This is a genomic window from Aquimarina sp. U1-2 (assembly GCF_017897595.1).
Lineage (GTDB): Bacteria > Bacteroidota > Bacteroidia > Flavobacteriales > Flavobacteriaceae > Aquimarina.
In genome coordinates this window covers 37,511-63,441 of the sequence record NZ_JAGKIK010000003.1, presented here as the reverse complement: position 1 = coordinate 63,441, position 25,931 = coordinate 37,511, and the positions used below count along the sequence as shown (strand labels likewise).

Below are 25,931 nucleotides of genomic sequence, written 5' to 3'. Positions count from 1 at the left end.
TTTTCGTTTTTTATATGTTAGGAGTAGTGGTATAATATGCTTACAAATAATGACTTATGAACTTGCAAACGTGCATACCTTTATCAACTCAAAAACCTAGCATTGATTATAATTCAGAAATACTAATGCTCGGTTCATGCTTTGCAGAACATATAAACAAAAAGCTCGAATATTTCAAATTCAAAACGCTAAGTAATCCTTTCGGTATTCTCTTCCATCCCAAAGCCATAGAAACTTTTTTATGGATGGCGAGTCAAGATGAGCGGTATACCGATGCCGATATTTTTTTTCACAATGAAAGATGGCATTGTTTTGACGCGCACTCGTCTATAAGTGACCCTGATGAAGATGTAATGATAGCAAGACTAAATGAAGGTCTGCAAAAAGCAAAACAACAAATTTTAAAATCAACCCATATTTTTATTACCCTGGGAACTGCGTGGGTGTACCGCCTTAAATCGTTGGATATGATCGTGGCTAATTGTCATAAAATTCCACAGGCAGCGTTTGATAAAAAGCTACTCTCTGTAGAAGAAATAGCAGACAATCTTCAAAATTGTGTGCAATTGATACAAAGTCTAAACACTTCAGTTCAAATCACATTTACGGTGTCTCCGGTACGACATAGTAAAGATGGTTTTATTGAAAATACCAGAAGTAAATCCCACCTTATTACGGCAGTGCATCAAAGTATAGAAAAAAATGCAAAACTATCTTATTTTCCGTCATACGAACTCATGATGGACGAACTTAGGGATTATAGGTTTTACAGTATGGATATGCTTCATCCCAACGATCTCGCCATTCAATATATTTGGGATCGATTTTGTAAAATTTGGATTTCTGAACGTGCTACTAAAACAATGAAAAAAGTTGAAGAAGTACAAAAAGGGTTGACCCACAAGCCATTTAACCCTCACAGTGAGCAATATGCTTCATTTCTGGAAAAACTTCTGATAAAACAAAAGCAACTACAGCAGGAATATCCATTTATGATTTTTTTAAAGTAATCAATCGTATGTAGTGGTAAAGTTTGTTTTGATCAACTGTAATCCGCTATCGATTAAGTGTGCGATGTTTGGTTTTTTCGTTTTGATGGTGTCAAAATAATTCAAAATTCGAGTTGCAAATGTACTATCCCGATCAAACACCAGCTCATAAATTTCGAGTGCCAGTAACCAATCATCTAGATGATTCATTTTTAAAATATCAAAAACAGCTTCAAGAGAGAATTTAGTGTTTTTGCCATCTCTGATGTTTCTTACTGATTGGTACAAAGAATGTAATTCTAATTCTTTTTCGGTGTACATTCGTTTTGTAGCGGTCGAAGTCGTATTATGAGTAATCAAATCAAATGAATGATCATCTGCCGGACCTGAGAACGCAGAAACAATTTCTTTACCTACTGCAAAATCAAATGTACCCCATTCGGGCTTAAACAAATATTCATTTTTATATTTTATAGTACATTCACTAAACTGAATCAAAATGAGTTCTCCCTGAATGTTTCTTATACCTGTAATATTATTTCCGGCAACGGTAATTCCACTTTCAAATTCAAACTCTATATATTCTCCATCATAAAAATTATAGGCTTTTAGGTCTCGCGGTGACATATTTTCAATAGCAAGATTGATTCCCTTCAATTTTCCTAAGGGAGAGCTAAACCCATTGGGGTGAGCCTCGATACCATGGCCAATAAGTTCTTTTTCTCTAAATGATAGGGCAGTGGGTCCAGAAGTTTCAAAATAAATCACTTCGTTATCTTCGTTTTTAATCATTCGCGTAAACACCCCAGAGATTTGAAGTCCGGTACTTAATTCTATGGTTCCAAGGTTTTCAGAGGCAATTAATTTCGCAAGACCATGATGTCCACCTTTTCGTAATGCCATCGTATCTGCAAATTCTTCTAATACCTGGCATAAATAGGCAAAGTCGGGAGTAACAAACAATTGAGGTTGAGGTTTGGTGATATCAAAGTCTTGAGATGCCGCTGCCGCCGAATAGGGGATTTTCTTCACTTTTTCAGTCATGCACCATTCGCTTTCACCGATCGATGATAATAACCCTGCACCATAGATTTTTGGATTGGCGGTTGTTCCTACAAGTCCGTATTCAACAGTCCACCAGTGCAAGTTGCGTATCAACGCCATTTCTGACGGAGTAGACTTTTGGTTTTGAAGAACTTCGATCTTTTCTTCTGCTTGAATGATCTCGTCTGGATGGGTATCATGAGCCTCTTTCAAAATAGAGAGCGTACGTACCGCTTCATACATTTTGTAATCTTCTTTTGAAGAAATAGCTTTACATCCTATTTTACCAAATCTTCGTAAATACTCGGCATAATCAGGATTGGCAATGATAGGAGCGTGACCGGCTGCTTCATGAATAATATCGGGAGCGGGAGTATACTCGATATTCTCTAATTGTCTTATGTCTGAAGCAATTACCAAAATATTGTATGCCTGAAATTCCATAAATGCATTAGGAGGTATAAAACCGTCTACAGCTACCGCAGCCCAGCCTATTTCCTTTAAAATTCTATTCATTCCGTACATACTTGGAATGGAATCTACAGAAATACCGGTTTTTTTAAGTCCTTGTAGATAAGAATTATGAGCTACCTGCGTTAATGAAGAGATGTTCTTTCTCATTACATAACGCCAAACAGCTTGATCAACCGGGGTGTACTCCTCATAATTTTGTGGTTTGATAAATTGTTTTAAATGAGGAGGTAATTTGTCGATTAAAGGATTTGACGCTATATTTAGAGACATTTTGAAAGTCAAATTTTGGTTAAAAAATTTCGAAAGGGAAATTAATAGTTTTATTTTGATATTGAAGTATCTTTACTTAGATATTTGATTGTCTATTATTATACCTAAAATTTAACTGAGAAGTCATCCTGAATTTATTTCAGGATCTCATTAAGTTTATTTTCAGTACATTGAGATGAGAAGCTGAAACAAGCCTGTGCTGAACTCGTTTCAGTATTCAGCTTGACGCAAACCGTTTAGGTTAAATTACGGATATTCATATTTAGATAAATTTGGTTTCAGAAAATAAAAGAAATGATAAAATATAAATTTTTAGTCATCGTATTCTTTTTAGTATACGCAGTACATGCTCAGGTTACTAATAAAGGAGTACCTAAAAGTTGGCAGTTGGCCTATAAGAAATCCAGTACCCCTGTAGTAATGAAGCCTTTTAATTTGAAACAAGTTCAAAAAGAGGATGCTGCCAATGATCTTGATAAGTCCCAACCTTGGAGATTTGGATATGAACATAAGGTGAACTTGGGATTGAACAATTCGGGAGACTGGGATGTTTTACCAGATGGAAGTAGAATTTGGAGAATTAACATTATTTCTAAAGGAGCAAAAACATTAAATTTTGTATTCAATACCTATAAAATCCCTAGAGGTGCTACCATTTATTTGTATAACAACGATCGATCGGATTTGCTAGGAGCTTACACAAATATTTTTAACGGGCCTGACGAAATGGTAGGAACATGGCTGGTAGAAGGAGAAAACGTTTGGATAGAGTATCATGAGCCCAAAGCAGTCAAAGGACAAGGAAAATTAAATATTTCGAAGGTAGTTCATGGATATAGAACGTTTACTACCAAAGAAATAGAAGAAAAAGGGCTAAATGATTCGGGGGATTGTAATGTCGATGTAAATTGCCCTATAGGAGATGATTACAGCGAATTGAAGGATCAACTTAAAAAGGCAGTAGGGCTTATGCTGGTTAATGATTCAGGTTTTTGTACGGGAACACTCATCAATAATACAAATAATGACAAGGCTCCTTATTTTTTAACTGCAAAACACTGCTCTGGAAATGAATCGAGATGGGTTTTCCGGTTTAATTGGATAAGCGTGAATACTGTTTGTGCCACGACAGATAGCAGTATTAGTAACGGGGCAAATAATTTTTATCAAACTACTAACGGTGCCAGAGTTTTAGCTACTAATTCTAAGTCTGATTTTGAACTTGTAGAGATTACAGGAGGTTTAGATGAGCGTTGGGATTTAGAATGGGCTGGTTGGGATAATTCTGACGATACACCCAATTTTGCAGTGGGTATTCATCACCCTAATGGAGATATCATGAAAGTATGCAGAGAAAATAGTACCCTGACTAAATTAGAAGAAGTGCTCATAGGTCGCATTCCGGATCCAGTAGATTCTTGGGAGGTGCAAGATTGGGACATTGGGGTTACAGAAGGAGGTTCTTCGGGTTCTGCTCTTTTTGATACTAATGGAAGAATTGTGGGGCAGCTTGCGGGTGGAGGCGCAGCTTGTAACGGTACTAATGACAATAATTTACCTGATTATTATGGTAGATTTGCGGTTTCTTGGGATTTTGGTACTACAGATTCGACAAGACTTTCGAATTGGTTAGATCCTTCAAACACCGGAAAGGAAACGCTAGACATGCTTTCTATAGAAATAACAGGAGGAGGCATTCCACCTGTTGAAGAGGATGAAGTTTTAGTCTTTTTTAAAGTCTCAGAAGCATTGGTTGAAATTTCTAACGGAGCAAATAAGATTCTTGACTACAGTGTTTACGATATTGCTGGTAGAGAAATCACATCTGGTCGATTATTACGCAACGACAAAACGATAGATTTAAAAGATAGAGCTTCAGGAATGTACTTTATTTATTTCACTGATACTTCAAACGGGAGCTCTTTTACCAAAAAAGTTATCATAAATCAACGGTTTTAAGGCTCCGGGAATTTTAATAATCAATTTTTTTGCCTCTGCGTTGCAAGCAATAGATTTTTGCCATTTTTGTCTTGTAGTACAAGTGTGTCATTCGTCATATTTTTGACTTCAACAGCTAATAACACCTTAAAAAATTCTTGTTCTAGAGCTGCTTTTTTTTCACAATACATTTTAGTTGCTATGGGGAATTTAAACGAAATCGTAGTGTCATCTGTAGTATATGTACTCGAAAACGTATTACAACCAGAAAATCCAGAGGCCCTATTGTTATTTTGATCAAAGGTTATGTATAGATTTTCTTTAGAAACATCAGTTTCATTGAGATAAAGTATATCATATGTTGATTTCAGAGTTTCTTGCGGTAAAGATTCGGTATTATTTTTTTCTTTATCCTTTTTGTCATTGCATGATGCAGGGTTTGAGAACAAAACCAGTACAAACATAAGAATGGATATGATCTTCATACTATGGAAAAATGTTTAACTCGCTTTATACATTAGAAATCTACTAAGACCCGTAACTATTTTAAAACCAAGCATTACGTCATACTTTTAAGTTTCACCGTAGCCCTTTGACTCCGTTCAGAGTAAACTGTTATGCTGAAACTTAGAAAACACTTGGTTTCATCGCATTTTCAAACTTTATAATGAATTCTAATATATAAACCAGTTCTAATACCACTTCCACTTTAAAATAGAACTGGTATAAGTATTACTAAACTATATAGTGAAAATAATAATTTAATTAGAATTATCCGTTTTTATTCAAAAAATATATGATATACCAGATAATAGTTATTTTTGATCGATAAAGAGAAACTATACATGAAGACTGTAAGTAGAAAACAAGAAATTATTAATGCTGCTGCCATTCTTTTTAAAGAAAAAGGGTACAGTGCTGTAACTATGAGAGATTTAGCCAAAGCTATGGGTATAAAAGCAGCAAGTTTGTACAATCACATTCAGTCTAAACAAGAAATACTGTCTACAATAATTATTGATCTTGCCGAAAAGTTTACTAGCGGAATGAACCAAATTGTGAGTTCTGATATTGCAGCCACTCAAAAGTTAGAACAGATCATTGAATTGCATATTGATGTAACGCTTAGCAACGCTGATGGACTAGCTTCGCTTAATAACGACTGGATGCACCTGGAAGAAAAAAATCTTCAATATTTCGAAAAAATGCGTCATGATTATGAAGAAAATTTCAGAAGCATCATCAAAAAAGGGGTATATCAAGGTGATATCCAACCTTTGAATATCGAAATCATGGTATTTTCTACACTTTCAACATTGCGAACCCTATACTTATGGTATCCTAGACAAAACGATATAGAAGCTAAAATTTTAAAGCGCGATATGATAACAGCGCTATTAAAAGGCATTGTTTAATGCAAATCAGTTCAATAGAAAGTTTCTCATATGTAAAAGCTGTAATCCAAAAGTTATTAAAAAATTTGCTTTTAAAACTAACAATTGTTAGTTTTGTTAAACTATAACGTTATAGTAAATAAGCTCAAGACAAGCCCATGAGGCATCTGGTTGAGAACCAGTTGATATTGATGTGCTTTGTCGGATGTTTACATATCGATTATTACGTAAAACGAATCTATGACCGATTTTTATCCCATACGAGTTGCTGATGTTCGAAAAGAAACAAAAGATTGTACGGCAATTACTTTTGATATTCCTGAAGAGCTTAAAGAAAAATTTTTATTTAAGCAAGGGCAATACTTTACCGTTAAAGCAATAATTGAAGGTAAAGAAGTTAGAAGATCCTATTCTCTTTGTTCTAGCCCGATTGAGAATAAATGGCAGGTCGCCGTTAAAAGAATACCCGAAGGTGTGTTTTCTAATTATGCAAACAACCAGTTGCGAGCAGGAGATGTTCTTGAGGTTATGCCGCCGTCTGGTAATTTTTTTGTTGATGTAGCCCCTTCAAAAGCTAAGCAATATATTGTTTTTGCTGCGGGTAGTGGTATTACTCCGGTATTGTCAATTCTAAAAACACATCTTGCTGCTGAGCCTCATAGTACTTTCAAATTATTTTACCTGAATCGAAATGTAAAATCGATTATTTTTAAAGAGGAGATAGAGGCATTAAGAAATATGTATTTTGGAAGATTTGAAATATTTTATTTTCTAACTAAAGAACAAAGAGATATACCTCTATTAAACGGAAGATTTACTTCAGAAAAAATAAAAGAGCTTACTAATAAAATAATTACTGTTTCTGAAGTAGATGAGTGTTTTATTTGTGGTCCAGAAGAAATGATATTTTTGATTCGAGACGAACTGGTTAATGCCGGATTGGCCAAAGATAAAATACATTATGAGCTTTTCTTTTCAGGAATTACAGAAAAAGATAATAAAAAGGCGGCAAAAGCACTAGAACACAAATATGAAGGAACTCAAGTAACTATTATTGATGGCGGAAAAGAATTTCACTTTGCTATGGATAACGATTATGATAATGTTCTAGATGGAGCCTTGGCTGCGGGAGCAGATTTACCTTACGCCTGCAAAGGAGGAGTTTGTAGTACCTGTAAGTGTAAAGTTGTAGAAGGTGAGGTAGAAATGAAGATTAATTATGCTTTAGAAGATGATGAGGTAGCTAAAGGATTGGTGCTATCCTGTCAGGCAGTGCCTACTACAGAGAAAGTGATAGTAGACTTTGATGTATAAAAGCGTTTGTCATTTCTGCCTAGGCTGAAATCCAAAACCAGAATAAAAAAACAATTGTTATGAGCGAAAAAGATGTAAAAAATTTAGAAGAACTCTTTGAGCAAAAAATTGCTAGAGATGAAAAAATTGAGCCCAAAGATTGGATGCCAGAGAAATACCGGCAGACCCATATTCGCCAGATATCACAGCATGCCCATTCTGAAATCGTAGGAATGTTGCCAGAAGGCAATTGGATTACCCGAGCGCCTTCATTAAGAAGAAAAGTTGCTTTATTGGCAAAAGTGCAGGATGAGGCCGGGCACGGATTGTACCTCTATAGTGCTTGTGAGACTCTTGGAATTTCTCGAGACGAATTATATGGCCAATTACATACGGGTAAAGCCAAATATTCTAGCATCTTTAATTATCCCACAATTACATGGGCAGATATTGGTGCTATTGGGTGGTTGGTCGATGGTGCGGCTATTATCAATCAGGTGCCGCTTTGCAGCACATCTTATGGTCCCTACGCCAGAGCAATGATTAGGGTTTGTAAAGAAGAAAGTTTTCACCAACGTCAAGGATATGAGATTATGACCACTTTGGCAAATGGTACACCTGAGCAAAAAGCATTGGCTCAAGATGCTTTAAATAGATGGTGGTGGCCGTCTTTGATGATGCTGGGACCTACAGATGCAGAATCTGTACATACTGAGCAATCTATGAAGTGGAAATTAAAGCGTAAAACCAATGATGAATTGCGTCAACAATTTATTGACCAAACGGTACCGCAAGCAGATTTAATTGGCTTAACAGTTCCAGATCCCGACCTAAAATGGAATGAAGAAACCGGCCATTATGATTTTGGAGAGATCGACTGGGACGAATTCTGGCAAGTGGTAAAGGGTCATGGCCCTTGTAATAAAGAAAGACTATCTGCACGAGTAAATGCCTGGGAAAACGGTGAATGGGTTAGAGATGCCGCTATGGCTTATGCCAAAAAACAAGAAGATAAAGGGTTAAAGAAAGCAATGTAATAATTCAGAATTCTAAAGTCGTAATTATGAAAAATTGGCCACTATGGGAAGTATTTGTAAGAAGTAAAAATGGGTTAGAACATCGTCATTTTGGAAGCCTTCATGCGGCAGATGCAGAAATGGCTTTAGAAAATGCACGAGATGTATACACCCGTAGAAACGAAGGTGTAAGCATTTGGGTGGTAGAGTCGAAGCATATTAAAGCTTCTAATCCAGAGAACAGCGGAGAACTTTTTGAACCTGCTCAGGATAAAGTATATAGACATCCGACTTTTTACACATTACCAGACGAGGTAAAGCATATGTGATTTGATTTGCAAATCACCTTGAGCGAAGTCGAAGGGTAAATTCCTGAAGTAATACAAGTCTTAAAAGATGAAAAACGAAAATTTAATACAATATATCTACGGAATTGCAGATAATGCCCTTATACTAGGACAACGATTATCTGAACTTTGTGGTCACGGCCCCAGTCTCGAGACTGATATCGCTATGACTAATATAGCTTTGGATCTATTAGGGCAGACCCGTAGTTATTTTCAATATGTCGCTCAGCTGTCAGGCGATAATAAAACCGAGGATGATATAGCGTTCTTGCGAACAGAACGGCAATACAAAAATGTATTACTGGTCGAGCAACCCAATACACACTTTGGATATGTAATCACCAGGCAATTTTTGTTTGATGTGTTTCACTTCTTACTGCTTCAAGAATTACAAAATAGTAAAGACGAAATGTTAGCTGCAATCGCTAAAAAAGCAATCAAAGAAGTAAGTTATCATCAACGATTTTCTTCAGATTGGATAAAAAGACTTGGGGATGGTACTGAAGAGAGTCATCAAAAAGTACAGGAAGCAGTGAATGACTTATGGAAATATACTGATGAACTATTTCATATGACCGGTGATGATGTAAAAACAGAAGAGTTAGGCATAGGGATTAATGTAGCTCTATTAAAAGAACGATATTATCAAAAGGTTAGTGAAGTTTTGGAGGAAGCTTCGCTTACTATCCCAGAAATGAAATGGTTTCAAAAAGGAGGTAAACAAGGTATTCATAGTGAGCATATGGGATATATACTATCTGATTTGCAATACATGCAAAGAACCTATCCTAATATGAAGTGGTAAGAGAATTAAACTGCAAAATGTAAAACTAAAAATGCAAAATGTAAAAATATAATTGTGTAAAATCAATTCACTTTAGACTTTTACATTTAGAGTTTGAAATTTATATTTTTTGATGACAATAACGCTAGAACAACATATCGACCCTCAATTAATTCCTATTCTGGAAAAAGTACATGATCCAGAAATACCCGTATTGTCGATCATGGACATGGGCGTCGTACGTTCTGCAAAAATGTTAGAATCAATTGCTCAGGTTAAAATTACACCAACTTATAGTGGTTGTCCGGCGATGGATGTGATGGGAGAAGATATCATCCGGGCTTTCAAAGAGGCTAATATCAAGGCCGAAGTATCTCTGGTATTAACCCCAGCATGGACTACCGATTGGATCACACCAAGAGGTAGAAAAGCACTTGAAGAATACGGTATTGCTGCTCCTTTAGAAGAAAATGCAGACAAAGAAGCACTTTTGGGGAACAAAAAGGTAGTGAAATGCACAAATTGTGGTTCCCACAATACTACGTTGGTGAGTCAATTTGGATCTACAGCTTGCAAAGCACTTTTTCAATGCGAAGATTGCCTGGAACCTTTCGATTATTTTAAATGTTTAAAGTAAAATAAAATGCCTTCAATAGAATTACAGATACAAAACAACATTGCAACAATTACCCTTAACCGACCAGAAACCTTTAATAGCTTCAATCGAGAAATGGCTTTGCTTTTGCAGAAGACTTTAGACGATTGCAAAACAAATAATGAGGTACGAGCTATCGTTCTAACGGGTAATGGAAAGGCTTTTTGTGCAGGTCAGGATCTTAACGAAGTCACGTCTCCAGAGTTAAATCCGGGGTTCAGAAAAATATTGGAAGAGCACTATAATCCTATTGTACAAAGAATTAGAACAATAGAAAAACCAATTATTGCTGCTGTAAACGGCGTAGCAGCCGGAGCAGGAGCCAATATTGCTTTAGCTTGTGATATTGTTGTGGCTGTAGAGTCAGCGAGTTTTATTCAGGCATTTAGTAAAATAGGATTAATTCCTGACAGTGCAGGAACTTTCTTTCTACCTCGACTAATTGGTTTTCAAAAAGCATCTGCACTTATGATGCTTGGCGATAAAGTAAATGCAAAAGAAGCAGAACAATTAGGGATGTTGTACAAGGTGTTTTCTTCAGAAATTTTTGCGGAAGAGGTTCATAAACTGGCAATACAGCTGGCTCAAATGCCCACAAAAGCGCTTGGATTAACAAAAAGATTATTGAATCAGTCTATGACCAATAATCTTGAACAACAATTAGCAATGGAATCTGAATTGCAAATTGAAGCAGCAGAGAGCGAAGATTATCAAGAAGGTGTAAACGCATTTATAGAAAAAAGGAAACCTGTTTTTAAAGGGAAATGAATAACGAATATCGAATATAGCAACGTTGAATGATGAAGGAAAAACCAAATGAAAAAGAGTGATTAGAAAATATGATATAGAAGAAAGATTAATTCAATTTTCGATTGATATAATAGTATTATGTGGAAAAGTGGAAGGAAATTTTGCTTGTCAACACTTATCTAAACAATTAATTCGATCGGTAACATCTTCTGCACTTAACTATGGAGAAGCACAAAGTGCAGAATCATCCAGAGATTTTTTACATAAAATGAAAATTTGTTTAAAGGAGTTGAGAGAGTCTTTGGTGAATTTAAAAATTCAAAAAGGAGCTGACTTACTAAAAAGCAAAGAACAACTAGATAAGTTGATAAATGAAAATAACGAACTCATTGCGATTTTTGTTGCCAGTATTCGGACTTCAAAAAATAAAACAAAATAGAAGTATGTTTTTTATTAACGACATTATAACCTTCAGTATTCGATATTTAACATTTGATATTCGATATTAATTATGACTAATCAACAATCAATAATCAACAATCAATAATCAACAATCAGAAATCAAAAATGCAAAGGATTGGAATCATCGGATCTGGAACCATGGGGAGTGGAATCGCTCAAGTAGCTGCAACCGCAGGCTGTACCGTAAAAGTATTTGATTCTAACGAACAGGCCTTGGAAAAAAGTAAAGATGCGTTAGAAAAAATTCTTTCTCGGTTGGTCGAAAAGGGAAGAATTGATGAGGTGGAGAAAAATCGTATCCAGGGTAATATATTTTATGTTAGTAATTTAAAAGACCTGGGCGACGCTAATTTAACGATAGAGGCAATTATTGAAGATCTGGAAATAAAAAAGAATGTATTTTCAGAACTAGAGAATTATGTATCTGAAAATACCATTATTGCTTCAAATACGTCGTCATTGTCTATTGCATCCATAGCATCATCTTTAAAAAATCCAAAACGATGTATCGGAATTCATTTTTTTAACCCGGCGCCTTTGATGAAATTAGTAGAGGTGATTCCAGCAGTACAAACTTCACCGGGTGTTACTGAAGAGGTTATAAACACTATAAAGGATTGGAAAAAGGTAGTTGCCCTGGCTAAGGACACCCCTGGTTTTATAGTAAACCGGGTGGCGAGACCATTTTATGGAGAATCACTTCGAATTCTTGAAGAAGGCATTGCTGATGTAGCGACCATAGATTGGAGTTTAAAAACTCTAGGCGGTTTCAGGATGGGACCTTTTGAGCTTATGGATTTTATTGGTAATGATGTGAATTATACTGTGACCGAAGCAGTGTTCAAGGCATTTTATTACGATCCTCGCTACAAACCTTCTTTTACACAAAAAAGACTATCTGAAGCAGGATATTTAGGAAGAAAATCAGGAAAAGGATATTATGAGTATGATGAAGGAAGCGAAAAACCTGAACCGATACAAGACGAAATACTCGCTCAATATATTTTTGAAAGAGTTTTAGTGATGTTAATCAATGAAGCAGCAGACGCCCTATTTTGGAATATTGCTTCTGCAGAAGATATAGATAACGCCATGACCAAAGGTGTAAATTACCCCAAAGGTCTTTTAAGTTGGGCAGACGAAAAAGGAATTGATTGGTGCGTCAATACGATTGATAAGCTATATGATGAGTATCGAGAAGATCGCTACAGATGCAGTCCAATATTAAGAAAGATGGTTAAAGAAAAAAGGAGGTTTTTTTATGGAGTGGTGAGTTAGTGAGAGATGAGTTTGTGAGAAATAGTGACAGATTTATAATAATGAAAAAGGTTTTTGTTTTAGTACCTTAAACACTAAAATAAGATGAAGAGTAGATATCATTTTAAATTCGAAGATTTGATAATTTATAATAAAGCAATTGACTTCGGAGAATCTGTGAATGATCAAATAAATGCTTTTCCAAAAGAAGAAACATACCGACTCGCTTCTCAATTTATTAGAGCAGCAGATTCGTTAGCGTTAAATATTGCTGAAGGTTCTTCAAGTTCAAACGCACAATTTAATAGATACTTGCAAATGGCTTGGGATAGTGCACACGAATGTATTGTTTGCAGTACAAAAGCTAAATTAAGAGGATTTATAACGGAAGAGCAAGATGAAAAGAATAGAGCCGATATTACGGAGTTATCCAAAATGATAACTTCTTTCAAAAAACATCTTATGTTAAAAAGTAAATAAAGTTTTCAAATCGTTGAAGAAATTTAATAGTTAAATGAACTCAGAAACTCACATACTCAAAAACTCACAAACCATTCCGGAAAAGATGTTGTCTCTTGACCCTTTCAGTCAATGGTTAGGAATAGAGGTTATTGAAGTCGAAAAAGGAAGATGTAAAGTAGGGATGACGGTGAGAAAAGAAATGCTTAACAGCATGGGCAAAGCACATGGGGGGATATCGTATAGTTTAGCCGATACCGCTTTTGGATTTTCAGCAAATACGCATGGTAAGTATGCAATTTCGATCGAAACATCGATAAATCATATTGAAGCTTTAGAAGAAGGTGACTATTTAACGGCAGAGGCCGTGACAGATATTGCAAAAACCAAAATAGGATTTAATATCGTTGAAGTAAAAAGAGGGGATCAAATTGTTGCTCTGTTCAAGGGAGTTGTATACAGAACAAACAAAGATTGGGAATAATTGAATGTTGAATAACGAATAGAGGAATATCAAATAATGAAGTATTGATTACAACAGGTTTTTAAAAGTGAAAGAAAAGAAGTATGATTTAGAAGCAAGATTAATTCAATTTTCAGTTGAAATTATTTCGACATGTAAAAAATTAGATGGAAATTATGCTTCTGACCATTTATCAAAACAATTAATTCGGTCATCAACGGCTGCCGCTTTAAATTATGGTGAGGCTCAAAGTGCAGAATCCTTTCGTGATTTTCAACATAAAATGAAATTATGTCTTAAAGAATTAAGAGAATCATTAGTGAACTTGAAAATTCAAAAAGGAGCAAAATTGATTAGGGATGATGAAGAACTAGAAAGTCTTTTAAAAGAAAATAATGAACTAATTGCAATTTTCGTTTCAAGCATTCGGACTTCGCAAAATAAAAATAAATAATAATGTTTATGTGCTGTTTTCAAAACATTTCGATATTCAGCATTCAAAATTTAATATTCGATAGTTAAAATGGAAGCATATATCATAGATGGGATTCGTACCCCGATTGGAAATTATAAAGGAACTTTATCTGCTGTTCGAACTGACGATCTAGGAGCCCTGGTAATAGAAAAACTAGTAGAGAAATGTCCGAATATTCCTAAAGAAGCTTATGACGATGTGATTATGGGTTGTGCTAATCAGGCGGGTGAAGATAATCGAAATGTGGCAAGAATGGCGGCACTACTTGCCGGGTTGCCATTTACTGTTCCGGGAGAAACGGTAAATCGATTGTGTAGTTCGGGGTTATCGGCTATTATCCATGCAAATCGGGCTATAAAGGCCGGAGATGGCGATCTTTTTATATCGGGTGGAGTAGAAAATATGACGCGCGGACCTTATGTGATTTCAAAACCGTCCTCTGCATTTGGTAACGATTCTAAAATGTATGATTCTAGCTTTGGATGGCGTTTTGTCAACCAGAAAATGCATGATCTCTATGGAACCGATGGTATGGGTAATACAGCAGAGAACTTAGTTGAAAAATATAATATCTCTAGAGAAGATCAGGATGCATTTGCCTACTGGAGCCAAATGAAAGCCGCTAAGGCTCAAAAATCTGGTAGATTGGCAAAAGAAATTACAACTGTCGAAATTCCACAACGAAAAAAAGATCCAATTTTATTTTCTGAAGACGAATTCATAAAACCATCAACAAGTAAAGAAGTACTAGCCAAGTTAAAACCTGCTTTCAAAAAGGACGGAAGCGTAACAGCTGGAAATTCTTCAGGGCTAAATGATGGGGCTGCCGCAACAATTATTGCTTCCGAAGATGCAGTAAAAAAATACGATTTAAAACCTCTGGCGAGAATTGTGAGCTCTGCCGTGGTTGGTGTAGAGCCTAGAATTATGGGTATTGGACCCGTCCAAGCATCTAATAAAGCATTAGAAAAAGCTGGAATCACTATGAATGATATCGATGTCATAGAGCTTAATGAAGCATTTGCATCGCAGGCATTGGCATGCATACGTGAATGGGGATTGGCAGATGATGATCCTAGAATAAATCCAAATGGTGGATCTATTGCTATTGGACATCCACTGGGAGTTACGGGAGCAAGAATTGCATATTCTGCTGCTTTAGAATTACAAGAACAGCAAAAACGTTATGCTTTAATCACCATGTGTGTTGGAGTAGGACAAGGGTATGCTTGTGTAATTGAGCGAGTGGTGTAGGTTGTGAGTGGTGAGGTCGTTCACTTCGTTTACTTTGAGTGTTGGATTTTTTTGCCTCATTCACTATGTGGTTTGGGCTTCAAAATTCCCATTCCATCGAAGACTGGAATCCGTTACAAATAGAAATATAAAATGTAAAACCGAAAAATGTAAAATTTAAAAGTTAGCGGTGATAACTAATTTAGGCGGTATCATTTTGGATTTAGAATTTTGACTATATGAAGTGTAAAACTGAAAAATGTAAAAGTTTCCAAGTGACTCGTTTATGTACACTTTTAACTTTATCATTTTACATTTAAAATTTAAGATTTTGAAAATATTAGAAAGTTATATCAATGGTAAATGGGTTTCAGGTTCTGGCGAAGGATTGGTAATGCACGATGCCGTCACGGGTGAAGTAATAGGTCACGCTACTACCGGAGGTCTTGATATTCCTGAAGTTTTGCAATATGGCAGAACCAAAGGAGGAGAAGTCCTTAGAAAAATGACGTTTCAAGAGCGTGGTAATATGCTCAAAAAATTGGCTTTATACCTTACCAAAAGAAAAGAAGATTTTTATGAATTGAGTTATCGAACCGGAGCTACGAGAGTAGATAGTTGGATTGATATTGAAGGAGGTTTTGGTAATTTATTTGCAAATGCTTCTTTGCGTAAACTATTCCCTAATCAACCCTATCATGTAGAAGGAGATCCAGTAGATCTTTCAAGAGGAGGTAGATTTATGGCGCACCATATTTTGGTGCCAAAAAGAGGAGTAGCAGTACATATTAATGCCTTCAATTTTCCAATTTGGGGAATGCTAGAAAAATGCGCGGTAAACTGGATGGCAGGTATGCCGGCTGTAGTTTTACCTGCGCCTCAAACTTCATATTTAACCGAAGCTGTAGTAAGGGTTATTGTAGATTCAGGAATTCTTCCTGAAGGTGCACTACAGCTCCTAAGTGGTATGACCAAAAATATATTAGATACCGTAGCATCTCAAGATGTAGTTACTTTTACAGGCTCTGCTCATACCGGAAGATTATTAAAAGCACACCCTAGATTAATTGAAGAATCTGTGCCATTCACTATGGAAGCAGATTCCCTTAATGCTTCAGTACTTGGAAAAGATGCAGTACCAGGAACACCAGAATTTGATTTGTTTATTAAAGAGGTGAGAAAGGAAATGACCGTAAAATCAGGTCAGAAATGTACGGCTATTCGTAGAATTATTGTACCTGCAGATCTTGTTGAAGATGTTCAAATTGCTTTAGGGAAACAACTAGATAAAGTAACCATAGGTGATCCTAGATTGAAAGAAGTAAGAATGGGTGCCTTAGCAAGTAAACAACAGGTTGAAAGCTTCAGAAATAATGTGTCTAAGATTGCCAAAACTGCTCAATTGGTGTATGGCGATTTAGACAAAATAGAAACCGTAGGCGCTGATGCTCAAAAAGGGGCATTTGTAGCTCCGATCCTTTTAAGAGAAGATTATCCTTTCAAGAATACCGAGGCTCACGTGATCGAAGCCTTTGGACCTGTATCTACCATAATGCCATATGATACTTTGGATGATGCCATTGCACTAACTCATATGGGTAAAGGATCTCTTGTATCGTCAATATTTACGTATGATGATAAAATCGCTAAAGAATTCGTTGTGGGAGCAGCTTCACACCACGGACGTATTTTGGTAGGGAATCGAGAAAATGCTAAACAGAGTACAGGTCATGGTTCTCCATTACCTATGCTAACTCATGGAGGTCCTGGTCGTGCAGGAGGTGGAGAAGAAATGGGAGGTATACGAGGTATCAAGCACTATATGCAAAGATGTGCTGTTCAAGGTACTCCAACAACTTTGACCGAAGTTACTGGTATATACCAAGCAAATTCAGCATATAAACCAGCTGATAAACATCCTTTTGCATATCACTGGGAAGATATCGAACCCGGAATGTCGCTCAAAACACATAAGCGTACGGTTACCGATACCGATATTATTAATTTTGCAAACCTTACCTGGGATCACTTTTATGCACATACGGATATTACATCCTTAGGTGGAAGTATTTTCGAAAAACGTACTGCACATGGATATTTTATCCTTGCCGCCGCTGCAGGATTATTTGTATATCCGAATAAAGGTCCGGTTGCAGCCAATTATGGTCTTGAAGAATGCCGTTTCTTAAGGCCTATATATCACAATGATACTGTTTATGTGAGATTAACATGTAAACAAAAGATAGATCGCGATCATAGGGGTAAAGAATTACCTAGCGGCATTGTAAAGTGGTTTGTAGAAGTATTTGATCAAGAAGATGAATTGGCAGCTATTGCGACAATTTTGACAATGGTACAAAAAAAATCACCGTTTGAACAAGTCGATCGATCAAATATTGAAGGATATTTAGCGAAGCTAACTGAAAATTCTAAACCGAAATGGGGAATGATGACCCCGCAGCATATGGTAGAGCATTTGGAGTATACTATTAGGATAGGTTTAGGAGAAATTCAGGATTTCGACATTGCAACACCAGAGGATAAATTAGAAAAGGTTCAGGAAATGATCTATAACCATAGGCCTATGCCTAAAGAACATAATCATCCTTTACTAAAAAAAGGAACGTTGGAAGACTTAAAACATGAAAATTTATCTGCTGCCAAAGATAAATTACTGGAGGCTTATGATGAGTTTGAGACCTATTTTAAAGAAAACCCGGAAGCCATTACCAAAAATGCTGTTTTTGGAGATATGAACAAGTTCGAATGGAATTTACTGAATTCAAAACATTTTAATCATCATTTCGAACAATTTGGAATATTAGAGTAGAATGTAAAATGTAAAACAGGAAAATGTAAAATGTAAAATGTAAAAGTATTGAAAACAATACAGAAATATGACCTTCAACAAAGATTAGTAAAGTTTTCTTCAAGTATTATTTTGAACATCAATACTTTGAAAAAAAGTTTTGCTTCAGAACACTTAGCGAAGCAGCTAATTCGTTCCACCACCTCTGCCGCTCTCAATTATGGAGAAGCTCAGAGTGCAGAATCCAAAAGAGATTTTATTCATAAAATGAAAATATGTCTCAAGGAACTGAGAGAGTCTCAAGTAAATTTGGAGATATTGAAAGAATCAGAATTAATAGAAGATTCAAAAGGTTTTGAAAATATTATACAAGAATGTAAAGAGTTAGTAGCAATTTTTACTTCTAGTATAAAAACAACCAAAGTGAATAATAGTAACAATTAATGTAAAATGTAAAACTGAGAAATGTAAAATCGCAAAATATAAAATGTAAAACTGCAAAATGTAAAAGTTGAAACTGTATTAAAAATTAACTTTTGACTTTATAAGAATATCAAACCGCAATATGTGAAATGTAGAAGTTTTAGGAGATAAATACTTTTAACTTTATCATTTTACATTTAAAATTTAAAATTTAAGTTGACACAGCCATACGTAAACATAGATATAGAAAACGGAGTAGGAACTATAGAGTTTTTTCATCCTGCCCATAATTCGTTACCAGGAGATATTCTAGCAAAATTAGCACAAACGATTGATGATGCCGGTAATAATGATGATATAAAAGTTATTGTACTAAAAAGTGGAAGAGATCGAACTTTTTGTGCAGGAGCGAGTTTTAAAGAGTTAATTACTATTAATGATGCAGAAACGGGGAAAGTATTCTTTTCTGGCTTTGCCAACGTCATTAACGCTATGCGTAAGTGTCCAAAGTTCATTATTGGTCGGGTACAAGGAAAAACAGTTGGCGGTGGAGTTGGAGTGGCTTCAGCTACCGACTATTGTATGGCAACCCAATATGCATCAATTAAACTTAGCGAGCTTAATGTGGGTATTGGACCGTTTGTGGTAGGACCGGCCGTTGAGCGCAAAATAGGACTGTCTGCCATGTCTCAAATTGCCATAGATGCCAATACGTTTTATAGTGCAGAATGGGCTAAAGAAAAAGGACTATTTACTCATGTTTTTGAAGATATAGAAACACTGGATGCTGAAGTTAAAGCGTTTGCAGAGCACTTATGTACCTATAACCCTGAAGCCATGCGAGAAATGAAAAAAGTATTTTGGCAAGGAACTGAAGACTGGGATACGCTTTTGGCTGAACGAGCTGTGATTAGTGGGCGATTGGTGTTAAGCGAGTTTACAAAAGAAACGTTGAAAAGGTTTAAGTAAAAAAATAAAAATGTAAAATTCAAAAGTTGAAACTATAAAATAAGATTAACTTTAGGCTTTATCATTTTATATTTAAAATTTATCATTTACAATGATTTACGCATTCAAAGGATATATACCCGTAGTACACGAAAGTAGTTTTGTGCACCCACTAGCAGCAGTAACTGGTAATGTAATTATTGGTAAAAACTGCTACATAGGTCCAGGAGCTGCTATACGTGGAGATTGGGGAGAAATTATTCTTGAAGATGGAGTAAATGTACAGGAAAATTGTACAGTACATATGTTTCCTGGCAAGTCTATTGTACTTAAAGAAAGTGCGCATATAGGTCATGGAGCAGTGATACATGGTGCAAATCTAGGACGTAATTGTCTAATTGGTATGAATACGGTGATCATGGATGATGCAGAGATAGGGGATGAGTGTATTGTAGGAGCTATGTCTTTTGTAAAGGCAAAAACGGTGTTCCCTAAGCGTAGCTTAATCGTTGGAAATCCAGCAAAAGTTATTAAAGAAGTGAGCGATAAAATGATTGCCTGGAAAACTAAGGGCACTCAATTATATCAACAACTTCCTACAGATTGTTTTGAATCTCTAGAAGAAGTTGAGCCTTTACGAGAAGTTCCTAAAGAAAGACCAACGCAAGAAGCCTTTTATAAAACTTTAGAAGCGTTTAAAAATAAATAATGAATATAGAGAATATTACAAAAGAATTAGAGCCTTTAAGGGTGCAATTACAAACACATTCATTGTATCAAGATATTAAGGATATTGAAGGTGTTCGTGTATTTATGCAGAATCACGTATTTGCTGTATGGGATTTTATGTCCTTATTGAAAAGCTTACAGTTTCACCTTACTACAGTTAATGTTCCTTGGATTCCTTCTTCGAATCCAAAGACAAGACGTTTCATCAACGAAATCGTACTGGCAGAAGAAAGTGATGTGAATCAAGCTGGAGAGTCTGTAAGTCATTTCGAAATGTACCTAAACGCAATGCAGGAAGCGGGTGCAGATACCCTACAAATAAATAGATTATTGCAGCAATTGTGTGATAATAAAACGGTTGAAGAAGGTCTTGAATCAATAGCAACTATAGATGAAGTAAAGGACTTTGTAGAATTTACCTTTCAGGTTATTGCTACCAACAAACCGCATATTATAGCTGCGGTATTCACTTTTGGAAGAGAAGATTTAATACCAGATATGTTTATTGCCTTGGTAAAAAGTATAGCAAGCAGTTCTGGGTCTGCATTAACACATTTGATATATTACCTTGAACGTCATATAGAATTAGATGGTGACGAACATGGTCCGTTGAGCTTAGAAATGGTAGAAACACTTTGTACAAACAAGAAAGAATGGAACGAGGCTTTATATTATAGTAAAAAGGCACTCGAAAAACGCATTACGTTATGGACGGGAATACATACTATGGTAAAGTGTAACATCGTTTCAGTCTAAATTTTAGAATAAATAAAACTAACAAACATTAGTTTGTTTTAAGAAAAATTTGTTTTTATAAGCATGTCAATAGTAGAACTAAAAATGCCCAAGATGGGTGAAAGCATTTCAGAAGCAACTATCCTAAATTGGTTGAAAAAAGTTGGTGATCCCGTAGAAGAGGATGAAACCATACTTGAAGTAGCTACAGATAAAGTAGATTCTGAAGTGCCATCACCCTGCAGCGGTGTACTTTCTGAAATACGATTTGAACCTAATGAAGTGGTGGAAATTGGAGCCGTAATTGCTTTGATTGAGGCTGATGGTAAACAAAATCTAGCTTCTCCCCCTATCCAGGAAGAGATGCCTATAGGAAATAAAGGGTTCAGTACAGCTAAAACTTCAAAAGAAGTTACAATTTCAGCTTCTCTCCCTCAAGTAGAGATGTCCGTAGGACAGAGAGGGCAATATAAGTTGGAAGGCTCTTCTATGAACGATGGATTCTTATCTCCATTAGTAATTAGTATTGCCAAAAAAGAAAATCTTAGTATAGAAGAAGTACAAAGTATAGAAGGTACAGGAGAAGGGGGACGTATTCGCAAAAGCGATATTATGCAATACCTCAAGAACAGACAGTATCCTCTACCTAGCAGACCTCAAGCAGTAACACCAAAGTCAACATATAATGCCCCTCCAATAAATTTTGTTGAAGGTAAAGATCGTATTGTAGAGATGGATCGTATGCGAAAAATGATTGCTGATCATATGGTATACTCCAAACATACCTCTCCTCACGTGACCAGTTATATCGAAGTCGATGTTACCAATATTGTGAATTGGAGAAATGAAGTAAAAAACGAGTTTTTAGAAAAGTACGGAGAAAAACTAACGTTCACTCCCATTTTTGTAGAAGCTGTAGCAAAGGCGATTGCGGCATATCCAATGATCAATGTGTCGGTGGATGGAGATAAAATTGTGGTACATGATGATATCAATGTGGGGATGGCTACAGCATTACCTAGCGGAAATTTAATTGTTCCCGTGGTAAGAAATGCTGATGAAAAGAACCTTCTTGGGTTGGCTAAGAAGGTGAATCATTTAGCTAATAATGCACGTAACAATGCCTTAAAACCTGACGAGATTGGCGGCAGTACATTCACCATTTCTAACGTTGGAACTTTTGGTAGTTTGATGGGAACTCCAATAATTAATCAACCAGAAGTAGCCATATTGGCATTAGGAATTATAAAGAAAAGACCTGAGGTGATTACTACCGAAAATGGTGATGAAATAGCCATTAGAAGCATGATGTATTTGTCATTATCTTTTGATCATAGAGTAGTAGATGGATTTTTAGGAGGTTCATTTTTACGAAATGTAGGTGATGAACTCGAGGCATTTGATAGTAATAGAAAAATATAACTAAAAGATATGCGCAAGGGATAGAAGCAAGCTACCGTGTAGCGCGAATAGCCCGACCCAAAGGGATGCGCCCAAAACAATATAAAAAATGGAACAGCAGATCAAAATTATAAGAACTTCAAATTCGGGATTGCAACACATTGATTTTGATAATATCCCTTTGGGGACAGTATTTACTGATCATATGTTTGTTTGCGATTATGAAAATGGAAATTGGCGAAACCCGCGTATAGAACCTTTACAGATGATTCCTACGCATCCTGCCGCCATGGCTTTGCATTATGGTCAGGCAATTTTTGAAGGAATGAAAGCTACTGTAGGTAATGATAATACTCCTTTATTGTTTAGACCCGAAGAAAATGCAAAGCGTTTTAATCATAGTGCTGTAAGAATGGGTATGCCCATTGTTCCTGAGAAATTGTTTGTTGAAGCGGTAAAGCAAATTGTTGGTATTGAACATCATTGGATACCACCACAGGATGGTAGCGCCTTGTATTTACGACCGTTTATGTATGCAGATGAACCCTTTATAGGGATGAGAGCCGCCACCAGTTATAAGTTTATTGTGATTTGCTCTCCTGCAGGACCATTTTTTACGAAGAAAATTAGGTTGTATGCCGAGACGGAATTTATAAGAGCGGCAGACGGAGGAACAGGAGAGGCTAAAGCAGCAGGAAATTATGCCGCAGCCATATTACCGACTGAAAAAGCAAAGGCCAAAGGGTATGATCAAGTATTATGGCTAGATGCCAATGAGCATAAATATGTGCAAGAAGTCGGTACTATGAATATCTTTTTTAAGGTTGAAGGTAAATTTATTACACCAAGCACAGATGGATCCATTCTAAAAGGGATTACCAGAGATAGTGTTATTACTTTATTGAAAGATAAGGGATTTGAGGTTGAAGAACGACCGATAACTATCGATGAAGTGATCCAATTTTCTAAAGAAAGAAAGTTAGAAGAAGCTTTTGGAACAGGTACCGCTGTTGCTATTGCAATGGTTGAAGCTATTGGGTATAAAGATGAGGTGATTACTTTACCTAGTGATAATCCCGTGAGTCAAGATATGAAAGCCACATTGGATGATATAAAGACGCAAAAGAGAGATGATAAACATGGATGGATCATTCCTGTAGATGTAGAAGAAAAAGTGGAATAAAAAGAAGTTACGAATTACGAATTTGGATTTACAAATGATAGGATTTAATTCTCCATTAGTACTCCTAATACTGAAATTAACGTCATCCTGAATTTATTCCAGAATCTCATATAGCTTGTTTTCAGTAGGGTAGAATGAGAAGCTGAAACAAGCCTGTGCTGAACTCGTTTCAGTATTCAGCTTGACGAATATCGTTTAAACTATGTTGGGAATATTAAATAAATAGAGCCCATAATTCAAAAATCGTAAATCATACATCAAAAAATTAATACTATGTTAGCTGAAAAAACAATTGCCAAAAACGTATTGCAAGAAGCATTTTTGACACTTTGCAAGGCAAAATCAATGGCAGAATTGTATGAAGAAAATTTTAAAGTGGTTTCTAAATATGTACATGCTACATCGCGAGGTCATGAAGCGATACAAATAGCGGTTGCTATGCAATTGCTGCCTCAGGATTTTGCATTTCCATATTATCGAGATGATGCCATGTTGTTGGGAATCAAAATGAGACCTTACGACCTGATGTTACAATTATTAGCTAAGAAAGATGACCCTTTCTCTGGTGGAAGAACGTACTATTCACATCCAAGCTTACGGGATGATGACAAACCTAAAATACCACACCAGTCTTCTGCAACGGGTATGCAGGCGATTCCGGCAACCGGAGTAGCTTTAGGATTGCAGTATAAAGAGTTAGTCGATCTTGATGATAAAAGCCTTAAAGAAAAACCTCTGGTGCTTTGCTCATTGGGTGATGCTTCAGTTACTGAAGGAGAAATTGCCGAAGCTTTTCAGATGGCAGCTTTAAAACAACTTCCTATTTTGTATTTGGTACAAGATAATGGTTGGGATATTTCAGCAAATGAAGCCGAAACTCGTGCGCAGAATGCTTTTGAATATGCGAAAGGGTTTAATGGATTGGATGCCATCTCAATTGATGGAGCTAATTTTACAGAAAGTTATCTGGCAATACAAGAAGTAATTCGAACCATTCGAGAGGAGCGTAGACCTATGTTGGTGCATGCTAAAGTTCCGTTACTGAATCATCATACTTCAGGGGTGCGTATGGAATGGTATCGAGATGACCTTGAAGAAGCTAGAACCAGAGATCCATATCCCTTGCTTCGCAATCAGTTGTTGGATACTGGTTTTACTGAAGAAGAAATTCAGAAAATAGAAGATAAAGCAAAAAATAGTGTAGCAAAAGATCTCGAAGAAGCGATGAAAGCTGAAGATCCCAAGCCCGAGGATTTGTTTACACATGATTTTGCTCCAACCCCGGTTACCGAGGAGAAAGGAGATCGATCACCTTCAGACAAAGAAGAAGTGGTCATGGTTGACTGTGCATTATTTGCTGTAGAAGAATTAATGAGAGAGCACAAAGAGTGTCTGCTATATGGGCAAGATGTAGGAGGAAGATTAGGCGGAGTGTTTCGAGAAGCGGCAACATTAGCCCAGAAATTTGGTGATGAGCGCGTGTTTAATACACCTATCCAAGAGGCCTTTATTGTAGGGTCTACAGTCGGAATGTCTGCTGTTGGACTAAAACCGATTGTTGAAGTACAATTTGCAGATTATATCTGGCCGGGACTTAATCAGTTGTTTACAGAGGTAAGTCGATCGTGTTATCTTTCAAACGGGAAATGGCCGGTATCAATGATTTTACGAGTTCCGATTGGGGCGTATGGTAGCGGAGGACCTTACCATTCTTCTTCAGTCGAGTCGGTAATTACGAATATTCGAGGTATCAAAATTGCCTACCCGAGTAATGGCGCCGATTTAAAGGGGTTGATGAAATCGGCATATCACGATCCCAACCCGGTTGTCATTCTCGAACATAAAGGATTGTATTGGTCCAAGGTCAAAGGAACGGATGCTGCAAGAACCATTGAACCAGCAGAAGATTACATTTTACCTTTTGGAAAAGCAAATGTTGTACAGCGCATATGGCCACAAGATGAGAAAGAAACGGTAACTGTGGTTACTTACGGAATGGGAGTACATTGGGCATTAAATGCAACAAAAGATGGTCAAGATATTGTAGAGATTATAGATTTGCGAACATTATACCCTTTGGATGAAGAAACGATTATGGAGTCGGTAAAGAAAACTAAGAAGTGTTTGGTAGTTACCGAAGAGCCTAGTAACAATTCTTTTGCAAGAGCATTGGCAGGAAAAATTCAAGAAGAGTGTTTTAGATATCTGGATGCTCCTGTATTAACTATTGGTTCAGAAAATATGCCGGCGATTCCTTTGAACAGTACCCTAGAACAAACCATGATTCCTTCCACAGAAAAGGTTAAAGCGAAGATTCAAGAATTGTTAGCATATTGATATATATGTCCTGATATTTCAAATGCATTAATTTTTAATGCTACCCAACACATGAATATGCCA

General features: G+C 36.3%; 25 protein-coding genes. 23 read left to right on the top strand and 2 right to left on the bottom strand.

The window, feature by feature from the left end:
- The first annotated feature begins 56 nt into the window (after positions 1–56).
- Complete coding sequence (locus J8281_RS05305) at positions 57–1,010, top strand: GSCFA domain-containing protein (RefSeq protein ID WP_210196568.1); 954 nt, start codon at positions 57–59, stop codon at positions 1,008–1,010.
- Here J8281_RS05305 and J8281_RS05300 read toward each other — a convergent pair whose 3' ends face one another.
- On the bottom strand, positions 1,011–2,777 hold the full coding sequence (locus J8281_RS05300) for an aromatic amino acid hydroxylase (RefSeq protein ID WP_210196567.1): 1,767 nt from the start codon (positions 2,775–2,777) through the stop codon (positions 1,011–1,013).
- A 294-nt stretch (positions 2,778–3,071) separates the two neighbouring features.
- Here J8281_RS05300 and J8281_RS05295 point away from each other — a divergent pair, with 294 nt between their 5' ends.
- Positions 3,072–4,736, top strand: a complete 1,665-nt coding sequence (locus tag J8281_RS05295) for a T9SS type A sorting domain-containing protein (RefSeq protein ID WP_210196566.1) — start codon at positions 3,072–3,074, stop codon at positions 4,734–4,736.
- A 20-nt stretch (positions 4,737–4,756) separates the two neighbouring features.
- On the opposite strand, the gene J8281_RS05290 is transcribed toward J8281_RS05295, so the two are convergent.
- Entirely contained in the window at positions 4,757–5,200 is a 444-nt protein-coding gene (locus J8281_RS05290) for an META domain-containing protein (protein WP_210196565.1), read from the bottom strand.
- A 360-nt stretch (positions 5,201–5,560) separates the two neighbouring features.
- On the opposite strand from J8281_RS05290, the gene J8281_RS05285 reads away from it, so the two are divergent.
- The 21 genes from J8281_RS05285 to J8281_RS05185 all read left to right on the top strand — a co-directional run bounded on the left by J8281_RS05285 (position 5,561) and on the right by J8281_RS05185 (position 25,868).
- Complete coding sequence (locus tag J8281_RS05285) at positions 5,561–6,130, top strand: TetR/AcrR family transcriptional regulator (protein ID WP_210196564.1); 570 nt, start codon at positions 5,561–5,563, stop codon at positions 6,128–6,130.
- Between the two features lie 219 nt (positions 6,131–6,349).
- Positions 6,350–7,423 carry a 1,2-phenylacetyl-CoA epoxidase subunit PaaE gene (gene paaE, locus J8281_RS05280; protein WP_210196563.1) on the top strand — a complete coding sequence of 358 codons (1,074 nt, stop codon included), beginning with the start codon at positions 6,350–6,352 and terminating at the stop codon, positions 7,421–7,423.
- Positions 7,424–7,482: 59 nt separating this feature from the next.
- A complete protein-coding gene (paaA, locus tag J8281_RS05275) occupies positions 7,483–8,439 on the top strand; it encodes a 1,2-phenylacetyl-CoA epoxidase subunit PaaA (RefSeq protein ID WP_210196562.1) in 957 nt (318 codons plus the stop codon).
- A gap of 26 nt (positions 8,440–8,465) precedes the next feature.
- Positions 8,466–8,747 (top strand): 1,2-phenylacetyl-CoA epoxidase subunit PaaB, encoded by a 282-nt coding sequence (gene paaB / locus J8281_RS05270; RefSeq protein ID WP_246848981.1) that lies wholly within the window; start codon positions 8,466–8,468, stop codon positions 8,745–8,747.
- A 67-nt stretch (positions 8,748–8,814) separates the two neighbouring features.
- Positions 8,815–9,570: a 1,2-phenylacetyl-CoA epoxidase subunit PaaC gene (gene paaC / locus J8281_RS05265; RefSeq protein ID WP_210196561.1), complete on the top strand. Its 756-nt coding sequence runs from the start codon at positions 8,815–8,817 to the stop codon at positions 9,568–9,570.
- A gap of 112 nt (positions 9,571–9,682) precedes the next feature.
- The gene (gene paaD / locus J8281_RS05260) at positions 9,683–10,186 is read left to right on the top strand and encodes a 1,2-phenylacetyl-CoA epoxidase subunit PaaD (RefSeq protein WP_210196560.1); all 504 of its coding nucleotides are present in this window, start codon (positions 9,683–9,685) and stop codon (positions 10,184–10,186) included.
- 6 nt (positions 10,187–10,192) lie between these two features.
- The gene (locus J8281_RS05255; protein WP_210196559.1) at positions 10,193–10,972 is read left to right on the top strand and encodes an enoyl-CoA hydratase-related protein; all 780 of its coding nucleotides are present in this window, start codon (positions 10,193–10,195) and stop codon (positions 10,970–10,972) included.
- A gap of 58 nt (positions 10,973–11,030) precedes the next feature.
- Positions 11,031–11,393, top strand: coding sequence for a four helix bundle protein (locus tag J8281_RS05250; RefSeq protein WP_371812585.1), 363 nt, complete (start codon positions 11,031–11,033; stop codon positions 11,391–11,393).
- Positions 11,394–11,521: 128 nt separating this feature from the next.
- Complete coding sequence (locus J8281_RS05245; RefSeq protein WP_210196558.1) at positions 11,522–12,694, top strand: 3-hydroxyacyl-CoA dehydrogenase NAD-binding domain-containing protein; 1,173 nt, start codon at positions 11,522–11,524, stop codon at positions 12,692–12,694.
- An 84-nt stretch (positions 12,695–12,778) separates the two neighbouring features.
- Complete coding sequence (locus J8281_RS05240; protein ID WP_210196557.1) at positions 12,779–13,153, top strand: four helix bundle protein; 375 nt, start codon at positions 12,779–12,781, stop codon at positions 13,151–13,153.
- A 34-nt stretch (positions 13,154–13,187) separates the two neighbouring features.
- The gene (locus J8281_RS05235) at positions 13,188–13,616 is read left to right on the top strand and encodes a PaaI family thioesterase (RefSeq protein WP_210196556.1); all 429 of its coding nucleotides are present in this window, start codon (positions 13,188–13,190) and stop codon (positions 13,614–13,616) included.
- A 67-nt stretch (positions 13,617–13,683) separates the two neighbouring features.
- On the top strand, positions 13,684–14,049 hold the full coding sequence (locus J8281_RS05230) for a four helix bundle protein (protein WP_210196555.1): 366 nt from the start codon (positions 13,684–13,686) through the stop codon (positions 14,047–14,049).
- Between the two features lie 69 nt (positions 14,050–14,118).
- The gene (gene pcaF, locus J8281_RS05225; protein WP_210196554.1) at positions 14,119–15,324 is read left to right on the top strand and encodes a 3-oxoadipyl-CoA thiolase; all 1,206 of its coding nucleotides are present in this window, start codon (positions 14,119–14,121) and stop codon (positions 15,322–15,324) included.
- Between the two features lie 310 nt (positions 15,325–15,634).
- A complete protein-coding gene (gene paaZ, locus J8281_RS05220) occupies positions 15,635–18,133 on the top strand; it encodes a phenylacetic acid degradation bifunctional protein PaaZ (protein WP_210196553.1) in 2,499 nt (832 codons plus the stop codon).
- A gap of 48 nt (positions 18,134–18,181) precedes the next feature.
- Complete coding sequence (locus J8281_RS05215; RefSeq protein ID WP_210196552.1) at positions 18,182–18,556, top strand: four helix bundle protein; 375 nt, start codon at positions 18,182–18,184, stop codon at positions 18,554–18,556.
- A 195-nt stretch (positions 18,557–18,751) separates the two neighbouring features.
- Positions 18,752–19,504, top strand: coding sequence for an enoyl-CoA hydratase/isomerase family protein (locus J8281_RS05210; protein WP_210196551.1), 753 nt, complete (start codon positions 18,752–18,754; stop codon positions 19,502–19,504).
- A gap of 91 nt (positions 19,505–19,595) precedes the next feature.
- The gene (locus J8281_RS05205; protein WP_210196550.1) at positions 19,596–20,192 is read left to right on the top strand and encodes a transferase hexapeptide repeat family protein; all 597 of its coding nucleotides are present in this window, start codon (positions 19,596–19,598) and stop codon (positions 20,190–20,192) included.
- The gene (locus tag J8281_RS05200; protein WP_210196549.1) at positions 20,192–20,968 is read left to right on the top strand and encodes a DUF3050 domain-containing protein; all 777 of its coding nucleotides are present in this window, start codon (positions 20,192–20,194) and stop codon (positions 20,966–20,968) included. Before J8281_RS05205 ends, J8281_RS05200 begins: the two co-directional genes overlap by 1 nt.
- 63 nt (positions 20,969–21,031) lie before the next feature.
- The gene (locus J8281_RS05195; RefSeq protein WP_210196548.1) at positions 21,032–22,369 is read left to right on the top strand and encodes a dihydrolipoamide acetyltransferase family protein; all 1,338 of its coding nucleotides are present in this window, start codon (positions 21,032–21,034) and stop codon (positions 22,367–22,369) included.
- Positions 22,370–22,457: 88 nt separating this feature from the next.
- Positions 22,458–23,531 carry a branched-chain amino acid aminotransferase gene (locus J8281_RS05190; protein ID WP_210196547.1) on the top strand — a complete coding sequence of 358 codons (1,074 nt, stop codon included), beginning with the start codon at positions 22,458–22,460 and terminating at the stop codon, positions 23,529–23,531.
- 273 nt (positions 23,532–23,804) lie between these two features.
- Entirely contained in the window at positions 23,805–25,868 is a 2,064-nt protein-coding gene (locus J8281_RS05185) for a thiamine pyrophosphate-dependent enzyme (RefSeq protein ID WP_210196546.1), read from the top strand.
- Positions 25,869–25,931: the final 63 nt, after the last annotated feature.

Excerpts from the sequence above, each read along its gene's own strand:
- J8281_RS05200 (WP_210196549.1), top strand. The coding sequence starts at position 20,192 with ATGAATATAGAGAATATTACAAAAGAATTAGAGCCTTTAAGGGTGCAA.
- J8281_RS05290 (WP_210196565.1), bottom strand. The coding sequence starts at position 5,200 with ATGAAGATCATATCCATTCTTATGTTTGTACTGGTTTTGTTCTCAAAC.
- paaA (WP_210196562.1), top strand. The coding sequence starts at position 7,483 with ATGAGCGAAAAAGATGTAAAAAATTTAGAAGAACTCTTTGAGCAAAAA.
- J8281_RS05285 (WP_210196564.1), top strand. The coding sequence starts at position 5,561 with ATGAAGACTGTAAGTAGAAAACAAGAAATTATTAATGCTGCTGCCATT.
- J8281_RS05295 (WP_210196566.1), top strand. The coding sequence starts at position 3,072 with ATGATAAAATATAAATTTTTAGTCATCGTATTCTTTTTAGTATACGCA.
- J8281_RS05190 (WP_210196547.1), top strand. The coding sequence starts at position 22,458 with ATGGAACAGCAGATCAAAATTATAAGAACTTCAAATTCGGGATTGCAA.
- paaE (WP_210196563.1), top strand. The coding sequence starts at position 6,350 with ATGACCGATTTTTATCCCATACGAGTTGCTGATGTTCGAAAAGAAACA.
- paaC (WP_210196561.1), top strand. The coding sequence starts at position 8,815 with ATGAAAAACGAAAATTTAATACAATATATCTACGGAATTGCAGATAAT.
- J8281_RS05185 (WP_210196546.1), top strand. The coding sequence starts at position 23,805 with ATGTTAGCTGAAAAAACAATTGCCAAAAACGTATTGCAAGAAGCATTT.
- J8281_RS05235 (WP_210196556.1), top strand. The coding sequence starts at position 13,188 with ATGAACTCAGAAACTCACATACTCAAAAACTCACAAACCATTCCGGAA.
- J8281_RS05240 (WP_210196557.1), top strand. The coding sequence starts at position 12,779 with ATGAAGAGTAGATATCATTTTAAATTCGAAGATTTGATAATTTATAAT.
- pcaF (WP_210196554.1), top strand. The coding sequence starts at position 14,119 with ATGGAAGCATATATCATAGATGGGATTCGTACCCCGATTGGAAATTAT.
- J8281_RS05245 (WP_210196558.1), top strand. The coding sequence starts at position 11,522 with ATGCAAAGGATTGGAATCATCGGATCTGGAACCATGGGGAGTGGAATC.
- J8281_RS05195 (WP_210196548.1), top strand. The coding sequence starts at position 21,032 with ATGTCAATAGTAGAACTAAAAATGCCCAAGATGGGTGAAAGCATTTCA.
- J8281_RS05305 (WP_210196568.1), top strand. The coding sequence starts at position 57 with ATGAACTTGCAAACGTGCATACCTTTATCAACTCAAAAACCTAGCATT.
- paaD (WP_210196560.1), top strand. The coding sequence starts at position 9,683 with ATGACAATAACGCTAGAACAACATATCGACCCTCAATTAATTCCTATT.
- paaB (WP_246848981.1), top strand. The coding sequence starts at position 8,466 with ATGAAAAATTGGCCACTATGGGAAGTATTTGTAAGAAGTAAAAATGGG.
- J8281_RS05300 (WP_210196567.1), bottom strand. The coding sequence starts at position 2,777 with ATGTCTCTAAATATAGCGTCAAATCCTTTAATCGACAAATTACCTCCT.
- J8281_RS05255 (WP_210196559.1), top strand. The coding sequence starts at position 10,193 with ATGCCTTCAATAGAATTACAGATACAAAACAACATTGCAACAATTACC.
- J8281_RS05205 (WP_210196550.1), top strand. The coding sequence starts at position 19,596 with ATGATTTACGCATTCAAAGGATATATACCCGTAGTACACGAAAGTAGT.